The following is a 16,202-nucleotide window of genomic DNA, read 5'->3' as shown; positions in this document are numbered from 1 at the left end:
CAATTCCTCAAGAACGCTCCGGCCAGGTCCGGGGCGTTTTTTTGGTCAAATCGGCGGCAAAACAAGGCTGATCCGGGCTTTGCCCCTTGCACGCGGGCGGCTGGGCAAATAGAAGGCCTCAAATTTGCCCGGCGCGCCGTTTTGCGCGCCCCGAATCCTATGGGGACTACCATAATGCAGGTTACCGAGACGCTGAACGAAGGTCTGAAACGCGGCTATAACATTGTCGTATCCGCAGCTGAGCTGGACGACAAAGTTAACGAGAAACTGGTCGAAGCACAGCCTGAAGTCGAGATGAAGGGCTTCCGCAAAGGCAAGGTACCGATGGCACTGTTGAAAAAGCAGTTTGGTCAGCGTCTGCTTGGCGAGGCGATGCAAGAAAGCATCGACGGTGCAATGAACCAGCATTTCGAAGACAGCGGTGAGCGTCCGGCACTTCAGCCTCAGGTGAAGATGACCAATGAGGATTGGAAAGAAGGCGACGACGTACATGTCGAGATGTCTTATGAGGCCCTGCCTGTCATCCCTGAGGTCGACTTGAAATCGGTTGAATTGGAAAAGCTGGTTGTCAAAGCCGATGACGCGGCCGTTGAAGAAGCGCTGGGCAACCTGGCTGAAACCGCGCAGGATTTCAAATCCCGCCGCAAAGGCTCGAAAGCCAAGGACGGCGACCAGATTGTGTTCGATTTTGTCGGCAAGGTTGATGGCGAAGAGTTCGAGGGCGGATCCGCTGAAGACTATCCGTTGGTTCTGGGTTCCAACAGCTTCATCCCCGGTTTCGAAGAGCAGCTGGTTGGCGTAAAGGCCGAGGAAGAAAAAGACGTAAACGTCACCTTCCCCGAAGAGTACGGTGCCGAGCATCTGGCCGGCAAAGACGCTGTGTTTACCTGCACCGTCAAGGATGTGAAAGAACCCGTCGCCGCCGAGATTAACGACGAGCTGGCCACCAAATTTGGTGCAGAAGACTTGGAAGCGCTGAAAGGCCAGATTTCAGAACGTCTGGAAGCGGAATATAGCGGTGCTTCGCGGGCGGTGATGAAGCGTGCTCTGCTGGACGCATTGGACGTGAAGGTTTCGTTTGATCTGCCACCGTCGCTGGTAGATGCCGAGGCCAAGCAGATCGCACACCAGCTGTGGCACGAAGAAAACCCGGAAGTGGAAGGCCACGACCACGATGAGATCGAGCCGACTGACGAGCACAACAAGCTGGCCGAACGCCGCGTGCGTCTTGGCCTGTTGCTGGCCGAGCTGGGCCAGAAGGCCGAAGTTGAAGTCACCGATGCCGAGATGACCCAAGCGATCATGAACCAGGCGCGCCAATACCCTGGTCAGGAACGCCAGTTCTTTGAGTTCGTGCAGCAGAACGCTCAGATGCAGCAGCAACTGCGCGCGCCGATCTTCGAAGACAAAGTCATCGACTATATCGTCGAGCTGGCCCAGGTTGCGGATAAAGAAGTCAGCAAAGACGACCTGCAGAAAGCCGTAGAGGCATTGGAAGAGGAGTAATCCTCTTCTGCCCATAGAATTCTTATGGGCACAAAAAACGGAGCCGTCTGAAAAAGACGGCTCCGTGTGGGTGGCTTTATGCTATGAGGTGAGGGGGTCAGGCCTCATGAGCAAAAGCACGGGGGGTCCTTAGCAGAGCAGTTTTCTGCTCAGGGGTGAACCGATCCGAAACTGCTTCGATCAGGTTCAATACAGCTTCGGCTTCGGCTTTTGTGGTTGCCGAATTCATCTGTTCGACAAAGTATTTTTCCATCTGGCTTAGTGGTTGGTGGTCGTAATTCGCCACACCTGTATCTGCCGGTGTTTTGTTTCTGGCATACAGATCTATTGCCTGCTCGTCCGTCAGGAATACATCGTGAGCGATGTTCGCATATTCCCGAATTCCGGAAATTCTCTCATCTGAGCAGTCCATCAAAGCGGCCATGGCTACGACTTTACCCATGGGCTTAGCACTGCCGAGGTAGTCATAAGGCGCGTTACCGGACCTTTGCAGAACGCGGTTCATAACTGGATCAATCACCGCGATCGAGTCAAGAACGCCAGCCGCTTTGGCATATTCGAAAGAGCCAATCATAACTTCGCTGGTCACATAGGATACAGAATTTTCACCGCGCCCTCGGCCCAGTTTTTTAGTATCGACACAGAACCGGGTGGCTTCCCAGACTTGCGAGCTCCGAATTGGAGGTTCTCCATCCAGGATCGAATGGAAAACATCGGACAGCATATGCGGTCCTTTGGTTTGCAGTAGTCTCATGCACCCGACAACGTCCCCCTCGTCGTCGATGCTGACTACATGTGCTGGATGCAGATCATCGAAGTGGTCGCGCTCGCGCCCATCCTCAATATTGACCTCCCAACCAAGGCGATCGCCGAAAACACGAGCGCGCAGTTTGAACATGTCATCCAAGACATCTTTGAACTTATGTTGATTAATACCATCAATAACGATGATCATTTCCATCCCCCTACAGTCTGGTTACCGTAGGGATTAGGTTAACCAAGAAATAAGCGCAGACTATTAGGGATTTCCCGTAGAAGTGCTTTTTTTTGATTAACCAGGGGCAATTAGGCCCAGGCCGATCGCACGACCAATAGCCTGTGAGGTGGTCAGTGCGCCCAACTTTTCACGCCCGGACCGCATATGAACTTCGACGGTACGGTGTGAAATGGACAAAATATCACCGATATCTTGTTGCGACTTTCCGTCAGCTACCCATTGGAGGATTTCCTGTTCGCGTGTGGACAGCGTGGGCAGGTAAAGAGCTTTGGCCAGCAAGCCGGATTGCATAACAGTATCGTGGGCTTGAACGGCAGCAAGTTGCAGATCACCCATGACATGTTTCTTTAGCTTATCCCATTCGGAATCCGAACAGTCCCGGGTAACGTTTAACAGTCCGCATTCACCATAAGGTCCTCGAACAGGAACTGTTAACCCTCTGGAACTAATGCCAAAATCATGGGCGTCACGAAATACCGCGTTGAACTTCTCGTCCTGATCAAAGCGTCCCCAATCAACGGGTGCAATGCTTAGGACAGATTGATAAAGCGTCGGATCGAAGTGATGAAAGCCCTGGCTGCCATAGTGGATTTTCCACTCATCTGGATAGTTTGCATAGCCCTGCACATCACCTTTCACAGGGTTAAAGGTGGCATAAGACGCATAGTCGAAGCCAAGCTCTTCGCAGACGGCGTTTATAACGTCAGCGGCCGACTTCTCTGTGTGGTCGACCGCGGCCAAATCTATAAGTTTCACCTGTCCAACCCTTGTGGCGGCATATCTCTCCCCCAAGACATGCCAGACTTGTCCTTAGGGGTATACGTTGCGTCAACCACAGGGCATTGTGCAAGCAAATTGTTCGCCTTGTGTAGTCATATTGCGATGTAATGGCAACAGAATGGTCCGAAACAGCATGTCTCAGATGATTCGTTTCGGGGTAAATCCGGTTATTCCGGACGTAGCCCTGTTTCGACCAGCATCCCACGTGCCTTGGCTTCGGGATAGAACCCTTTTGCGTAAAGGAATATGGCGCGTTGCTGGTCGCCGTCGGACAATAGCCAAGCGCCCCGCAGATATTTTCCGGCAAATTCGAGATTTGTGTCTGCATCCAAAAGGCCTTTGGCGTTTCCAGTATATCCCATTGAACGAGCTGTGGCCGGCAGGATTTGCAGCAAGCCATAATAGGGCCGATTCACAGCCCAAGGTCGGTGGGTGCTTTCGCGAATTGCTAGCTTGTGCACCAGTTCGCGCGGCACTTCGTAGTGGTCGGCCCATTTGTTTATGGAGGCCCGCAGTTCCGGTGTTTCGTTGGGATAGAGCGGAGGATCAAACGTGTTCTGGGTTGGGGTATCGGGCCCTCCGCACGCCGCAAAGGGTGCAATTATCAATAATGCCAATACACTGCGGCGCAGAAGAAATGTCATTGATCGTCTCCGAATAGTTATTATGCGATGATAGGAAACCTATTGATGACCGCAAGCAAAGGCCGGGGCCCAAGCTGGATTTCGCCGGGCGGAGGCATAAAAAAGGCCGCACAGATCGTGCGGCCTTTCTTGTTCAATTCGAAACCCGAGGATCAGGCTTTGGCTTCGTCTTCTTCGGCCGAAGCATCCTGAGCAACCAGATCGTCGTCGTCGGAAGCGGCGGAACCGATATCGTCGAACAGCTCGGCGATTTCGAATTCTGCGGCGGCTTCTTCTTCGGCGGCCAGTTCCTGAATCGATTTGCCAGATGCCTGTAGTTCGGCTTCTTCTTGCGAACGAGCAACGTTCATTTCGATTTTCACTTCAACCTCGGGGTGCAGTTTAACTGCGACTGTGTGCAGACCCAGATCCTTGATCGGTGCAATCAAGGCAATCTGCTTCTTGTCGACAGTGAAACCTGCTTCGGTAGCGGCGTCTGCGGCGTCACGCGGGGTGACCGATCCGTACAGTGCGCCGGCATCCGAGGCCGAGCGAATCACAATGAATTGCTGTCCGTCCAGCTTTTCAGCCAGCGCTTCAGATTCTTTCTTGGATTCCAGGTTGCGGGCTTCAAGCTGCGCTTTCTGGGCTTCGAACGACGCGATGTTGGCGTCCGATGCGCTCAGCGCTTTGCCCTGAGGCAACAGGAAGTTGCGGGCATAACCGGACTTGACGTCAACGACGTCGCCCATCTGACCCAGTTTCGCAACGCGTTCCAGCAGGATAACTTGCATGTCAGTATCTCCTTACTTAACGGCGTAGGGCAGCAGGGCGAGGAAGCGGGCGCGCTTGATAGCACGGGCCAGTTCACGCTGCTTTTTCGCCGAAACGGCGGTGATGCGCGAAGGTACAATCTTGCCACGCTCAGAGATGTAACGCTGCAGCAGACGAGTGTCTTTATAGTCGATCTTCGGCGCGTTCTCACCCGAGAACGGGCAGACCTTGCGGCGGCGGAAAAATGGTTTTGCGGCCATGGTTTAGTGTCCTTTCTTCAGGCGTTAATCAACGGCGCTCGCGGCGGCCTTCGCGCTCGTCGCGCTTCTGCATCTGGACCGAAGGGCCCTCGTTGTGCTCGTCTACCTTGATGGTCAGAACGCGCATAACGTCGTCATGCAGGCGCATCAGGCGTTCCATTTCCTGAACGGCGCCAGCGGGAGCGTCGGTCTTGAGGAAGGAATAGTGACCCTTGCGGTTCTTGTTGATCTTGTAGGCCATCGTCTTGACGCCCCAGTACTCGCTGTCGATGACGTTGCCGCCATTGTCAGCCAGAACGGTGCCGAAATGTTCGACGAGGCTTTCTGCCTGCGCGTTGGACAAATCCTGACGCGCGATCATTACATGCTCATATAGTGGCATGTGCACTCCTGTTTCTATCAAGGCGCATTTCATAGGCGGGGCCGTTTCGTCCTTCGCGACCCTGCCACGAGAGGCTGCGCGATTCATGTCGTTTGCGAAGGATGGCCCGATATACACGTTTGTACGCTGGGGGCAAGGCCTGCCACAGATGCCTTTGTGAAGTCGCGCTATTTCCTCTGCGCTGCCCAATTCCTGACGCTTTTCGGCTCAAAGTTGTTTTGTATACCGGAAATTAACCGGACTGACAAAAGTTGGAACGGCAACCTGAGAAACAGGGTACTGAAAATGACCGCGATTAACACAAATACCTTCGAGAAATCCGCCACAGGCGTAAGTTTTGAAAAGTCAGTGCCGGTGCTCATTAGCTTTGCACCAAATTGGAAAGCTCGGATGGTTCTGGCCCGTGTGGCTGGTGCGCTACTGATAGTTTCTGCCTTTTCCATGTGGTTGATGCCCAGCACGGCAATGGCCGCTGAAGTCTGGCCGATCAAATTGGCGGCTTCTCTGATGTTCCTTCTGGTAGGTGTAAGCCTTCTGACCATCGAAGTTCTGGACGCGCGTCCTGATGCGTATTTTGACCCGATCCGCCGCGAGGTCCGGGTATTGCAAAAAAATGAAAATGGCCGCCCGCAAACAGTTTTGCGCCGGAGCTATGACAGCCTGGGTGGTGCCCGTTTCATTGAAGACCAGATCGAGTTGTTCGATGTGGACGGCAGCCTGTTGATGAAATTGCCGCTTGAATCGGCGGATGTCAGCCGAGCGCTCAAAGGTCAACTTAGCGGAAGTGTAACAATTTTCGCCTGAGTTTTATTCTGTTCAAATAAGAACAGATATTGTGAAATAATATTACTTGTGTGCTGCCCTAGGGCAGCACATTTTCGTTGTCGAGCAACCGAAGAGGTTTGCATCTACAAAATTGCGGAGATTATCATGAAATCCACCCTTCTTGCAGCAGCGCTCGCGGTTTCGGCCACAACGGCATTTGCCGGCGCCGAAAAATACGTTCTGGACTCAAGCCACAGCCAAGTTCTTTTCAGCTATAACCACCTTGGCTTCTCGACCACCCATGGCATGTTCTCGGGGTTTGAAGGCGAGATCATGTTCGATCAGGAAAACCCGGCTGCATCCAGTGTTACAGTTTCCATGCCAGTGGTTGAGATGATTACCGGTTGGAAGCCACGTGAAGACCACTTTATGTCCGAAGATTTCTTTGGTGTGACCGAAGGAGAAATGGTGACCTTTACTTCTACTGGTATCGAAGTCACGGGCGAAAACACTGCCAACATCACTGGCGATCTGACTATGAACGGCGTGACCAAATCGGTTGTTCTGGATGCCAAGCTGAACCAAGTGGGTGAACATCCTATGGCAGGAAAGCCCTGGGCCGGTTTCGACGCCACCACCACCTTGGTGCGTAGTGAGTTCGACCTTGGTCAGTTCGCGCCATTCGTAAGTGACGAAGTCGAACTTCAGATTTCAGTCGAAGCCCAGAAGGCCGACTAATACCATTGCAACGAGTTGAAACGAGGCCGCCGGAGTAACCCTTCGGCGGCCCATTTTATTAGTTGCCACGTTTTGCTGAAAGATCAACTGATACTGTAACAGCAAAACCCAGCGAATCCTCGGTCGACTGCGAAGTGCCGATGTCGAAATCCAGCCGGTTCAGATCAAGCTGTCCTGATATAGCTGCGCTGTCATCCTGAAGGTCGAGAGTAAATGGCAACACTACGTCCACACTCTTGTCGCGAATGGTCAACGCGCCGCGCGCTTCGTACCCGTCCTCAGTTTTGAAGAGATCAGCTTTGAATTGAGCGGTTGGAAATTGCGCACTGTCGAAGAAATCAGCACCCATTGCCTGATCTGTGACTGTCCCGAGCTTGAGCGACGTTATCGCGATTGTGACATCTGCTGATCCGGCTAAGCCCGGCGTGGGCGGATCTTCGAAAGCGATTGCAGCGGTCCAATCGGAAAAGCTGCCGGTTACCGGGCTGCCCAGCTGGGTGATGGTAATGCTTAGATTGCCTTCCTGGACGTTCCAGTCGGACTGTACCTGGATCAGTTCTGCGACCTCTGTGCTAGCTGTAGATTGGTGGTCAAACGCGCCGATTGACCATCCTCCGACCAGAACGGCACCCCAAATGGCCAAAGAGGCCAAAGCGGGCGTCATTGAATGGCTTTGCTTTGGCGGTTCCGGTGCATCCGAGGCGCCCGGCATCATTCGGCGCAGCGTGCTGTCTTTATCGATAATGTGGTGTTTTAGCGCCCCGGCGACGTGCAGCGCGACTGACCCGGCCAGTGTCCAGACGAACAGCCAATGTAGGCTTCCGGTCAGCTCTGCCAGATACTCGGATTTTGGTACAAGGGGTAGGCCCTGTCCGAAGGGCCACAAAATCGGAGCGAAACCTTCGGCGGCAGCGTGATGAGTCCACCCAGTCAATGGGGCCAGAACCAAAGATGCGTAAAGCAGCCAATGCACGGTTTCAGCTGCAAAGGCCTCGGGCTTGTTCTCTGCGTTCAATAGGCCGGGTTTGGTCTGCGTTATCGCCCACAAGATACGCGCGAGCGCGACGAAGAAAACAGTGACCCCGACGGTTTTATGGAGAGAAAAAAGGCTGGCGGCGCGTGCAATGTCATCTTCGGTTGTGGCTATTGCAGGATCGTAAATCGCATGGGCCAATCCGTTGGCGACCCACCCCAGAGGGAATGCGGTGAAGATAAGTAACGCGGTCAGCCAGTGAAAAGTCTTGGTTACGCTTCCATAGCTTGAGAAGGTGTTTGACGAAGGCATCTGAGGCTCCGGAAGGTGGATCGTATGCAACAACCTACCGCTACAAGCCTAGGACACAATAGCAAGGGATGCACAGAGCCGGTGCCAAAGTGCAGAGATCAGGCAAAGCTTGTGCCGCGCGGTCTGTCGGTTTACACCCCGCGGCAACCTAACGTCATCCAAGAGGTTGCAATGACACGCGCATTTGTTTTCCCGGGGCAAGGTGCCCAGACTATCGGTATGGGTAAGGCTCTGGCCGAGGCCTATCCGGCTGCACAGGCTGTATTCGACGAGGTGGACGAGGCGCTCGGGGAAAAGCTGAGCGATCTGATCTGGGAAGGTGATATTGCGGACCTGACCCTAACCCAGAACGCGCAGCCAGCGCTAATGGCGACCTCGATGGCTGCGATGCGAGCCCTGGAGGCCAATGGGATTTCGATTGCAGATGCTGGTTTTGTCGCTGGGCATTCGCTGGGGGAATACTCCGCGCTCGCTGCGGCAGGGGCATTGTCGGTCGCTGATACGGCGCGCCTTTTGCGCACCCGCGGGCAAGCGATGCAGAGTGCGGTTCCCGTTGGAGAGGGCGCAATGGCCGCTATTCTTGGATTGGATCTTGATGCTGTGCGCGCTGTTGCAGACCAAGCTGCCCAGGGTCAAGTTTGTCAGGCTGCCAATGACAATGATCCCACACAAGTCGTGGTATCAGGCGCAAAGGCTGCTGTGGAACGCGCCGCCGAAATCGCCAAAGAAAAAGGCGCCAAGCGCGCGGTCATGTTGCCCGTCAGCGCACCTTTCCACTGTGCATTGATGCAACCTGCAGCTGATGTCATGGCCGAAGCCCTGGCAAATGTCGAAATCAAAGCTCCTGCCGTGCCATTGGTTGCCAATGTGCGGGCCGAGGCTGTCACAGATCCCGATCTGATCCGTGGGTTGCTGATCGAGCAGGTCACAGGTTCGGTTCGCTGGCGCGAAAGCGTACTGTACATGGTTGCGCAAGGCGTGAGTGAAACTTGGGAAATCGGGGCGGGCAAAGCTCTGTCCGGTATGATTCGCAAAATTGACCGTGCGATCGTTGGTAAAGCTGTCGGTACGCCTGATGACGTGCAGAATGTGACACAGGCCGAATCGTAAGACACCGAGCATCAAGAGGAAGACCGAATGTTTGATTTGACAGGTAAGAATGCACTGATCACCGGTGCATCGGGCGGGATCGGTGGAGAAATTGCGCGAAGTTTGCATGAAGCCGGTGCAACTGTGGCTTTGTCTGGAACGCGAGTTGAGCCGCTACAGGCTCTGGCCGACGAATTGGGTGAACGCGCCCATGTTCTGCCCTGCAACCTGAGTGATGCCGAGGCGGTGACAGCCCTTCCGAAGCAGGCTGCTGAGGCAATGGGATCGGTTGATATCCTGGTGAATAATGCCGGGATCACGCGAGACAATCTGTTCATGCGCATGTCCGATGAGGAGTGGCAGAGCGTGATCGACGTCAACCTGACATCTACTGCTCGGCTGTGCAAAGGCGTTTTGAGGGGCATGATGAAAGCGCGCTGGGGCCGGATCATTAATATCTCATCGGTGGTGGGTGCGACAGGGAACCCGGGACAGGCCAACTATGCTGCATCCAAAGCAGGCATGGTGGGCATGACCAAATCGTTGGCCTATGAGGTTGCCAGCCGTGGAATCACCGCCAATGCGGTGGCACCCGGTTTCATTACGACTGCAATGACCGACAAACTGACCGAGGATCAGAAATCTGGGATTTTGACGCAGGTTCCTGCCGGTCGTATGGGTGACCCCTCGGAAATTGCTGCGGCTGTGCTGTATCTTGCAAGTGCCGAAGCCGGATATGTTACCGGAACCACCTTGCATGTGAACGGCGGTATGGCCATGTTGTGAGCGCGGATCGAGGTGGGCGCGAAAGCGTTTGCCTCGGGCGTTGTCTGTGTTATAGGCGGCGCACATATGCAGGGGCTGGCCGGATGGTCAACCTTCTACTTACCCGGTAATCGGGGACCTAAACCGCCCAGAACGGGCACATCAAGGCCAGCCTGAGCGGGCAAGGGCAGAACCGGGCACTATGCCCTGAAATGAAATGAGGAATAGACATGAGCGACGTCGCAGATCGCGTTAAAAAGATCGTTGTTGAGCACTTGGGTGTTGAAGAAGATAAAGTTACCGAAAACGCGTCCTTCATCGACGATCTGGGTGCAGACAGCCTGGACACTGTTGAGCTGGTTATGGCCTTCGAAGAAGAGTTCGGCATCGAGATTCCTGATGACGCAGCCGAAACCATCCAAACGTTTGGCGACGCCGTCAAATTCATCTCTGAAGCGTCTTAAGACCTTCTTTATCCGCTAAAACGGCGCTTCCGGGCAACGGAGGCGCCGTTTTTTTTGCCCAGCCGGAATTCGCGCTTGCCAGATAGCTATTGACCCGCAACCATTTACGCGAGGCAGGAAATTCTGAGCGGGCAGGGCATGCTACGATCCACCCCGATGATAAATACGGCACGTCTGATGCTTTGCGCCATGCGTCCCGACGACTTTAGTCGTTACGCTGAGATTTGGCGGAACCCTTGTGTTGTGCGCCATCTTGGCCGGGAACCGCTATCGCGGGGCGAAGCGTGGGAATCCTTTCTGAGGAATGCCGGTCACTGGCAGATGGCCGGTTTTGGCCAATGGGCCGTCTTTCGACAGTCGAATCGTCAGATGATAGGTCAAGCTGGCTTTTTCTATCGTAACCGAGGGTTAGGCGACGACTTCGACAGCTTTCCCGAGGCCGGATGGCTATTGGCACCAGAAGCCCAGGGGCAGGGATTTGGTCTTGAAGCGGCTCAGGCCGCACATGACTGGTTTGACAGAATAATGCCTGGACCACTGGTTTCCCTGATTGATGCTGAAAACCACGCGTCGCAGAATCTGGCGGCAAAGCTTGGTTATGAGCTCATGGCCGAGCGCGACTATATGGGAAGTCAGGTGAAACTGCTGAAAAGAAACGGGCCGCCCAAACTGGCTTAACCTTTCTCTTTGATCGTGCCGCAAATTGCCTTTGGTTTGCCGAAACTGGAAATTCTCGCCGATAGAGTTGAGGGTATGGTATCCTCTATTGACGTTGCGATTGAGCGGAGGAGCAAGCTCATGAGGATTTACCCTACGATGGAACTGCAGAACGGCCGCTGTGTCACACTGGACAAGGGTCGTCTGGATGAGGCCATGATTTGGCACGTGAATCCCGCAGAAACGGCACGCAGTTGGGCCGATGCTGGAGCCGAGTGGATGCACTTGACCGATTTTGACGCGATTGAAGGGCGCGATACCAATTCGGAGATGGTTGAAGAGATCATCCGTTCTGCCGAAATCCCTGTGCAGTTGGCAGGTGGTATGAGAACGCGCGAGCAAGTCGAGCACTGGATCGACAAGGGCGCAGGCCGGATTGTTATCGGCACTATGGCTGCGTGGGATCCAAATCTGGTGAAAGAATTGGCCAAACTCTATCCGGACCAAATCGTTCTGGCCGTAGACGTTTGGCAAGGCTTAGTGATGACCGACGGTTGGCGTAGTCAAAGTGCGTTTACACCAGAGGCCTTTATCGAAGCGTTTTCAGAGACGCCGTTTGCGGCAATTCTGGTCACTGATATCGATAGCGACATGGAAGACGTTGAGGCACAGCTGGGCCTGATCTCGGGGCTGGCAGAGACATCTCGCACACCGATCATCGCAAGCGGTGTGGTCCGCACGACAGATGATATCTCGCGGTTGGCTTATATCCCGAATATTTCGGGCGCCTTGGTTGGCCGCGCGCTGTTCAGAAAGACGCTCGAGCTTTCAGATGCGCTGAATGTTGCCAGCACAGCGCACGAACCGGTTGCGGCGTTTCAGTAAGATTTCTTCCAAAACAACAGGTTCCGCCCTTTCATGTCCAGTGAAAGGGCGGGCTTTCATCTGGCCAGGAGCCGCATTGCAAGAGTGTATACTGTAGATGTTCCGCTCAATCTGCTTGTGTGATGATTGCGCCTTGCTCTTGCCCCCGCACCCCGGCCCGGGGTATGAGCGTTTCTCAAACAGGAAGCAGGCAAGAGGCATTTTATGCGCAGAGTCGTTGTAACCGGTCTTGGGTTGGTCACTCCATTGGCCAGCGGGGTCGAGGAAACATGGTCGCGGTTGCTGGATGGGGAATCCGGTGCAGGCCCGATCACGCAATTTGATGCTGAGGCAAGTGGGGTCACCACAACGTATGCCTGCGAAGTTCCGCGAGGCGACGGCACCGACGGGACATTCAATCCTGACGACTGGATGCCGCCGAAAGAGCAGCGCAAGATCGAAGACTTCATTCTGTACTCGATTGCAGCTGCTGAAATGGCCTGCAAGGATTCCGACTGGCTGCCCGAGGATGAAGAGGCGCGCTTGCGCACCGGCGTTCTTATCGGTTCAGGTATCGGTGGGCTGGGCTCCATTGCAGCAACGGCTAACCTGATCCGCGACAAGGGCCCTCGACGGGTGTCGCCATTCTTTATTCCAGGCGCGCTGATTAACCTGGCCTCGGGTCAGGTGTCGATCCGCCATGGATTCAAAGGCCCGAACCATTCGGTTGTGACTGCATGTTCGACCGGTGCTCACGCTATTGGTGACGCAAGCCGCATTATCCGTGCCGGTGACGCTGACGTAATGGTTGCCGGTGGTGGCGAAGGGTGCATTTGCGAAATCGGTATCGCTGGATTCAACGCTTGCAAGGCGCTGTCGACTAAATACGCGGATAACCCCAAAGCAGCCAGCCGCCCCTATGACGTCGACCGAGACGGTTTTGTCATGGGTGAAGGTTCGGGCATCGTTGTTCTGGAAGAGTACGAACACGCAAAAGCGCGTGGCGCGAAAATCTATGCCGAAGTTCTGGGCTATGGCATGTCCGGTGATGCCTATCATATCACCGCACCCAGTGAGGACGGCGATGGCGCAGAGCGTTCTATGAACGCAGCGCTACGCAGCGCGGGGCTGGAGCCGAAGGACCTAGACTATATTAACGCGCATGGCACATCGACCATGGCCGATACCATTGAATTGGGTGCGGTCGAGCGTCTTCTGGGCGAGCATTCGGCGAATGTAACCATGAGTTCGACCAAATCGGCCACGGGCCATCTGTTGGGCGCTGCAGGCGCCATCGAAGCCATTTTCTCGATCCTCGCAATCCGCGATCAGGTTGCGCCACCGACGATCAATTTGGACAACCCAGCGGTCGAGACACCGATTGATCTGGCTCCGAATGCCAAGCGTGAGCGCAAGATTGATGTGGCGTTGTCAAACTCGTTTGGATTTGGCGGCACCAATGCAAGTGTGATCTTCGGAAAGGTCAGCTAAATGTGGCGCGCGATGGCCTCCAACATGCTGACCATCCTGGTGGTCGGCCTGTTTCTTGCCGGTGGACTGATTTTATGGGGGCAGGCGCGATACAAGAATGCGGGCCCTCTGGAAACTGCGATGTGTTTGCAGGTCGAACGTGGCTCGAACATGACGCAGGTCAGCCGACAGCTGGAGGATCAGGGCGCGATCAGCAGCGCTACGATATTCCGTATGGCGGCGGATTATACCGACAAGGCACCTCAGCTGAAGGCAGGCAGCTTTCTGGTCCGCGAGGGTGCTTCGATGGAGCAGATCATTGATGAGATTACGCGGAGCGGGGCCAGTACCTGCGGATCCGAGATTGAGTACCGGATCGGTGTAACCCGCATACAAACCCGTGTACGCGAATTGAACCCCGCAACATTGGACTTCGATGAAATCGCATCGTTCGATGTAGCGGAAGAAGAAATACCCGCGGCTTATACCCAAAAGCGCGAAGACTCAGACACACGGTACCGGGTCTCGATTGCTGAAGGTGTTACATCCTGGCAAGTGGTCGAGGGTCTTAAGCAGATCGACGCGTTGACGGGGGAAATCCCTGAAATACCGGCCGAAGGGGCGCTGGCACCGGACAGCTATGACATTGTGCGAGGTGCCGATCGGGCGGCAATCCTGCAGTCGATGCAGGATAAGCAGCAACTGCGCATTAACGCCGCCTGGGAAGGGCGGCAGGATGATTTGCCAATCAATACCCCCGAAGAGATGCTGATTTTGGCGTCAATCATCGAAAAGGAAACTGGTGTTCCGCATGAGCGTGGACAGGTCGCTAGCGTATTTGTAAACCGGCTTGAGCGAGGCATGAAGCTGCAGACGGACCCGACTGTAATCTATGGTGTCACCAAGGGGCAGGGCACGTTGGGCCGAGGCCTGCGCCGCAGCGAACTGCGCCGTGCAACGCCTTGGAACACTTATGTGATTGATGGGCTCCCGCCAACACCTATCGCAAATCCTGGTCTTGCAAGTCTTGAAGCCGCAGTTTCGCCCGAAGCGACTGATTTTGTTTTCTTTGTTGCAGATGGCACCGGCGGACATGCTTTTGCCGAGACACTGGATGAGCATAATCGAAACGTCGCCAAATGGCGTGAGATTGAGGCCGAGCGCCAAAGCACCGGAAATTAAAAAAGGCGCCGCTAATAGCGGCGCCTTTTAGATTTAGGCGGCGGAGGATCGACGCGGTCGCCGACGTTTTGGGCCTCCGGGATTGCCCGACTTGTTAGCTGCTTGCGGTTTTGGACCACGGCGACGGAACCCTCCGCCTTTCCGCGATTTTGCGGGTTCGGCGAACTCGGGCATTGTGCCGCTGGCGACCGGAACCTCAATTTTCATCAGTTTCTGAATCTGCTTCAGTTGATCCAGTTCATCCGGTGCACAGAAAGCGATCGCCTCGCCTTCGCGACCGGCACGGGCGGTTCGGCCAATGCGGTGGACGTAGTTATCCGGCACTTCGGGTAGGTCGTAGTTGATGACATAGGCAACGCCCGGGATGTCGATGCCGCGAGCGGCCACGTCTGTTGCCACCAAGACATTTATTTCGCCTGCGCGGAAAGCTTTGATCGCCCGGTCACGCTGTCCCTGACTTTTGTTGCCATGGATCGAGGCGGCGTTGAAGCCGTCGGCCACGAGACCCTTCATCAGCTTCTCGGCGCCATGTTTTGTACGCGAAAACACCAGCGTCAGAGCTTCTTTGTCCGCAGATAAAATCTCCCGCAGTTTGCTCGGTTTTTCCGCGCGGCTCAGGAAATGAACCGATTGGGTGATCTTGTCGGCGGCTTTACCCGGAGGGGACACTTGAATGCGTTGCGGGTTTGTCAGGTAGGCCTGGCTGAGTTCTTCCATCTGCTTGGGCATAGTGGCAGAGAACAGCATCGTTTGGCGGGGCGTGCCCAACTGCGGTGCAATCCGGCGCAGAGCATGAATAAAGCCCATGTCCAGCATCTGATCGGCTTCGTCTAGTACCAGATGACGTACCGAGCCGAGGTCGACTGCTCTGCGTTCCATCAGGTCGATCAAACGACCAGGGGTGGCAACCAGAATGTCTGTGCCGCGTGCCAGAAACGAAATCTGCCTACTGATGGACTGACCGCCAACAACTGTCGCCACACGCAGCTTCGTATTCGTGGTCAAATTGCGCAGGCTATCTGCGATTTGGTTGACCAGTTCACGGGTCGGGGCAAGGATCAGAGCCTTGGCGGTTTTCGGCGCAGGCTTGCCGGTCTGAGCCAGCAGATGGTCGATCAGAGGTAGGCCAAAAGCCAGCGTCTTGCCGGTGCCGGTCTGGGCAAGGCCCAGAATATCGTGCCCCTGCAATGCCATGGGGATTGCCTGGTTCTGAATCGGAGTGGGTTGTGAAAAATTGGCGCGTTTCAATGCGTCATTCAGGGCCGGGGCAAGACCCAGCATATCAAAGTCGAACAAATATCATTCCTTTTTTGCCCCTGGCGACTGGATCACCACGGGCGACATAAATCAGCAGCGCAATATGCGATGCCAACAGGGTTACGCTAAGACTCTGGATGCACAGGCGTTTCCTGCGGCATCCGGCCGTCGCATTCAGAACCCTGCGTGAAGGGGAACTATGGGGTGAATCGAGCGCTGTGGAGCAGGTCGGACCTGCCAATGCTCACGCGTCAGCGCTTTGTTAAGGCGCTCATGCAGGTTGCGGGGCGGAATGTCAAGCTGTGCGTTATAGATCACATCCGGCGAAAAGGATCGTTGTGGGC

The 16,202-nt window shown here is 55.0% G+C and carries 18 protein-coding genes; 10 read left to right on the top strand and 8 right to left on the bottom strand.

Going from position 1 to position 16,202, the window contains the following annotated elements; translation table 11 throughout:
- Nucleotides 1–174 precede the first annotated feature (174 nt).
- Nucleotides 175–1,506, top strand: a complete 1,332-nt coding sequence (tig, locus tag AC2FFB_RS04255) for a trigger factor (RefSeq protein ID WP_496728528.1) — start codon at nt 175–177, stop codon at nt 1,504–1,506.
- Nucleotides 1,507–1,603: 97 nt separating this feature from the next.
- Here tig and AC2FFB_RS04250 read toward each other — a convergent pair whose 3' ends face one another.
- From AC2FFB_RS04250 to rpsF, 6 genes are all read right to left on the bottom strand, one after another.
- Complete coding sequence (locus AC2FFB_RS04250) at nt 1,604–2,461, bottom strand: acyl-homoserine-lactone synthase (RefSeq protein WP_496874532.1); 858 nt, start codon at nt 2,459–2,461, stop codon at nt 1,604–1,606.
- 96 nt (nt 2,462–2,557) lie between these two features.
- On the bottom strand, nt 2,558–3,259 hold the full coding sequence (locus AC2FFB_RS04245) for a helix-turn-helix transcriptional regulator (protein WP_185956601.1): 702 nt from the start codon (nt 3,257–3,259) through the stop codon (nt 2,558–2,560).
- 191 nt (nt 3,260–3,450) lie between these two features.
- Nucleotides 3,451–3,927, bottom strand: a complete 477-nt coding sequence (locus AC2FFB_RS04240; protein WP_281994455.1) for a transglycosylase SLT domain-containing protein — start codon at nt 3,925–3,927, stop codon at nt 3,451–3,453.
- 152 nt (nt 3,928–4,079) lie between these two features.
- Nucleotides 4,080–4,700: a 50S ribosomal protein L9 gene (gene rplI / locus AC2FFB_RS04235; protein ID WP_142633139.1), complete on the bottom strand. Its 621-nt coding sequence runs from the start codon at nt 4,698–4,700 to the stop codon at nt 4,080–4,082.
- Nucleotides 4,701–4,712: 12 nt separating this feature from the next.
- A complete protein-coding gene (rpsR, locus tag AC2FFB_RS04230; RefSeq protein ID WP_005608650.1) occupies nt 4,713–4,940 on the bottom strand; it encodes a 30S ribosomal protein S18 in 228 nt (75 codons plus the stop codon).
- Nucleotides 4,941–4,968: 28 nt separating this feature from the next.
- Complete coding sequence (rpsF, locus tag AC2FFB_RS04225; protein WP_142633142.1) at nt 4,969–5,322, bottom strand: 30S ribosomal protein S6; 354 nt, start codon at nt 5,320–5,322, stop codon at nt 4,969–4,971.
- Nucleotides 5,323–5,607: 285 nt separating this feature from the next.
- On the opposite strand from rpsF, the gene AC2FFB_RS04220 reads away from it, so the two are divergent.
- Together AC2FFB_RS04220 and AC2FFB_RS04215 are read left to right on the top strand one after the other, a co-directional pair.
- Entirely contained in the window at nt 5,608–6,126 is a 519-nt protein-coding gene (locus AC2FFB_RS04220) for a hypothetical protein (RefSeq protein WP_142633144.1), read from the top strand.
- 126 nt (nt 6,127–6,252) lie between these two features.
- Complete coding sequence (locus AC2FFB_RS04215) at nt 6,253–6,825, top strand: YceI family protein (protein WP_281971916.1); 573 nt, start codon at nt 6,253–6,255, stop codon at nt 6,823–6,825.
- Between the two features lie 58 nt (nt 6,826–6,883).
- Here the strand turns inward: AC2FFB_RS04215 and AC2FFB_RS04210 are convergent, their stop codons facing one another.
- The gene (locus tag AC2FFB_RS04210) at nt 6,884–8,110 is read right to left on the bottom strand and encodes a cytochrome b/b6 domain-containing protein (RefSeq protein WP_496874531.1); all 1,227 of its coding nucleotides are present in this window, start codon (nt 8,108–8,110) and stop codon (nt 6,884–6,886) included.
- A gap of 171 nt (nt 8,111–8,281) precedes the next feature.
- Here AC2FFB_RS04210 and fabD point away from each other — a divergent pair, with 171 nt between their 5' ends.
- From fabD to mltG, 7 genes are all read left to right on the top strand, one after another.
- On the top strand, nt 8,282–9,220 hold the full coding sequence (gene fabD / locus AC2FFB_RS04205; RefSeq protein WP_271947631.1) for an ACP S-malonyltransferase: 939 nt from the start codon (nt 8,282–8,284) through the stop codon (nt 9,218–9,220).
- 27 nt (nt 9,221–9,247) lie between these two features.
- Nucleotides 9,248–9,985, top strand: a complete 738-nt coding sequence (gene fabG / locus AC2FFB_RS04200) for a 3-oxoacyl-[acyl-carrier-protein] reductase (protein WP_496874530.1) — start codon at nt 9,248–9,250, stop codon at nt 9,983–9,985.
- 209 nt (nt 9,986–10,194) lie between these two features.
- On the top strand, nt 10,195–10,428 hold the full coding sequence (locus tag AC2FFB_RS04195; RefSeq protein WP_005982462.1) for an acyl carrier protein: 234 nt from the start codon (nt 10,195–10,197) through the stop codon (nt 10,426–10,428).
- Nucleotides 10,429–10,566: 138 nt separating this feature from the next.
- Nucleotides 10,567–11,106, top strand: a complete 540-nt coding sequence (locus tag AC2FFB_RS04190) for a GNAT family N-acetyltransferase (protein WP_496874529.1) — start codon at nt 10,567–10,569, stop codon at nt 11,104–11,106.
- A 120-nt stretch (nt 11,107–11,226) separates the two neighbouring features.
- Nucleotides 11,227–11,970 (top strand): 1-(5-phosphoribosyl)-5-[(5-phosphoribosylamino)methylideneamino]imidazole-4-carboxamide isomerase, encoded by a 744-nt coding sequence (locus AC2FFB_RS04185; RefSeq protein ID WP_496691050.1) that lies wholly within the window; start codon nt 11,227–11,229, stop codon nt 11,968–11,970.
- Between the two features lie 204 nt (nt 11,971–12,174).
- Nucleotides 12,175–13,440 carry a beta-ketoacyl-ACP synthase II gene (gene fabF, locus AC2FFB_RS04180; RefSeq protein WP_142633158.1) on the top strand — a complete coding sequence of 422 codons (1,266 nt, stop codon included), beginning with the start codon at nt 12,175–12,177 and terminating at the stop codon, nt 13,438–13,440.
- On the top strand, nt 13,441–14,601 hold the full coding sequence (mltG, locus tag AC2FFB_RS04175) for an endolytic transglycosylase MltG (protein WP_271947623.1): 1,161 nt from the start codon (nt 13,441–13,443) through the stop codon (nt 14,599–14,601).
- Nucleotides 14,602–14,634: 33 nt separating this feature from the next.
- On the opposite strand, the gene AC2FFB_RS04170 is transcribed toward mltG, so the two are convergent.
- Complete coding sequence (locus tag AC2FFB_RS04170; protein ID WP_142633162.1) at nt 14,635–15,897, bottom strand: DEAD/DEAH box helicase; 1,263 nt, start codon at nt 15,895–15,897, stop codon at nt 14,635–14,637.
- Between the last annotated feature and the right edge of the window lie 305 nt (nt 15,898–16,202).

The sequence above is a fragment of the Ruegeria sp. YTSA219 genome, from assembly GCF_059609985.1.
The sequence above is the reverse complement of the archived record's forward strand: the minus strand, read 5'-3'. Positions and strand labels throughout refer to the sequence as shown.

What these genes read in the sequence shown, in the direction of transcription:
- tig (WP_496728528.1), top strand. Translation starts at nt 175, where the DNA reads ATGCAGGTTACCGAGACGCTGAACGAAGGTCTGAAACGCGGCTATAAC.
- AC2FFB_RS04250 (WP_496874532.1), bottom strand. Translation starts at nt 2,461, where the DNA reads ATGATCATCGTTATTGATGGTATTAATCAACATAAGTTCAAAGATGTC.
- AC2FFB_RS04240 (WP_281994455.1), bottom strand. Translation starts at nt 3,927, where the DNA reads ATGACATTTCTTCTGCGCCGCAGTGTATTGGCATTATTGATAATTGCA.
- rplI (WP_142633139.1), bottom strand. Translation starts at nt 4,700, where the DNA reads ATGCAAGTTATCCTGCTGGAACGCGTTGCGAAACTGGGTCAGATGGGC.
- rpsR (WP_005608650.1), bottom strand. Translation starts at nt 4,940, where the DNA reads ATGGCCGCAAAACCATTTTTCCGCCGCCGCAAGGTCTGCCCGTTCTCG.
- rpsF (WP_142633142.1), bottom strand. Translation starts at nt 5,322, where the DNA reads ATGCCACTATATGAGCATGTAATGATCGCGCGTCAGGATTTGTCCAAC.
- AC2FFB_RS04220 (WP_142633144.1), top strand. Translation starts at nt 5,608, where the DNA reads ATGACCGCGATTAACACAAATACCTTCGAGAAATCCGCCACAGGCGTA.
- AC2FFB_RS04215 (WP_281971916.1), top strand. Translation starts at nt 6,253, where the DNA reads ATGAAATCCACCCTTCTTGCAGCAGCGCTCGCGGTTTCGGCCACAACG.
- AC2FFB_RS04210 (WP_496874531.1), bottom strand. Translation starts at nt 8,110, where the DNA reads ATGCCTTCGTCAAACACCTTCTCAAGCTATGGAAGCGTAACCAAGACT.
- fabD (WP_271947631.1), top strand. Translation starts at nt 8,282, where the DNA reads ATGACACGCGCATTTGTTTTCCCGGGGCAAGGTGCCCAGACTATCGGT.
- fabG (WP_496874530.1), top strand. Translation starts at nt 9,248, where the DNA reads ATGTTTGATTTGACAGGTAAGAATGCACTGATCACCGGTGCATCGGGC.
- AC2FFB_RS04195 (WP_005982462.1), top strand. Translation starts at nt 10,195, where the DNA reads ATGAGCGACGTCGCAGATCGCGTTAAAAAGATCGTTGTTGAGCACTTG.
- AC2FFB_RS04190 (WP_496874529.1), top strand. Translation starts at nt 10,567, where the DNA reads ATGCTACGATCCACCCCGATGATAAATACGGCACGTCTGATGCTTTGC.
- AC2FFB_RS04185 (WP_496691050.1), top strand. Translation starts at nt 11,227, where the DNA reads ATGAGGATTTACCCTACGATGGAACTGCAGAACGGCCGCTGTGTCACA.
- fabF (WP_142633158.1), top strand. Translation starts at nt 12,175, where the DNA reads ATGCGCAGAGTCGTTGTAACCGGTCTTGGGTTGGTCACTCCATTGGCC.
- mltG (WP_271947623.1), top strand. Translation starts at nt 13,441, where the DNA reads ATGTGGCGCGCGATGGCCTCCAACATGCTGACCATCCTGGTGGTCGGC.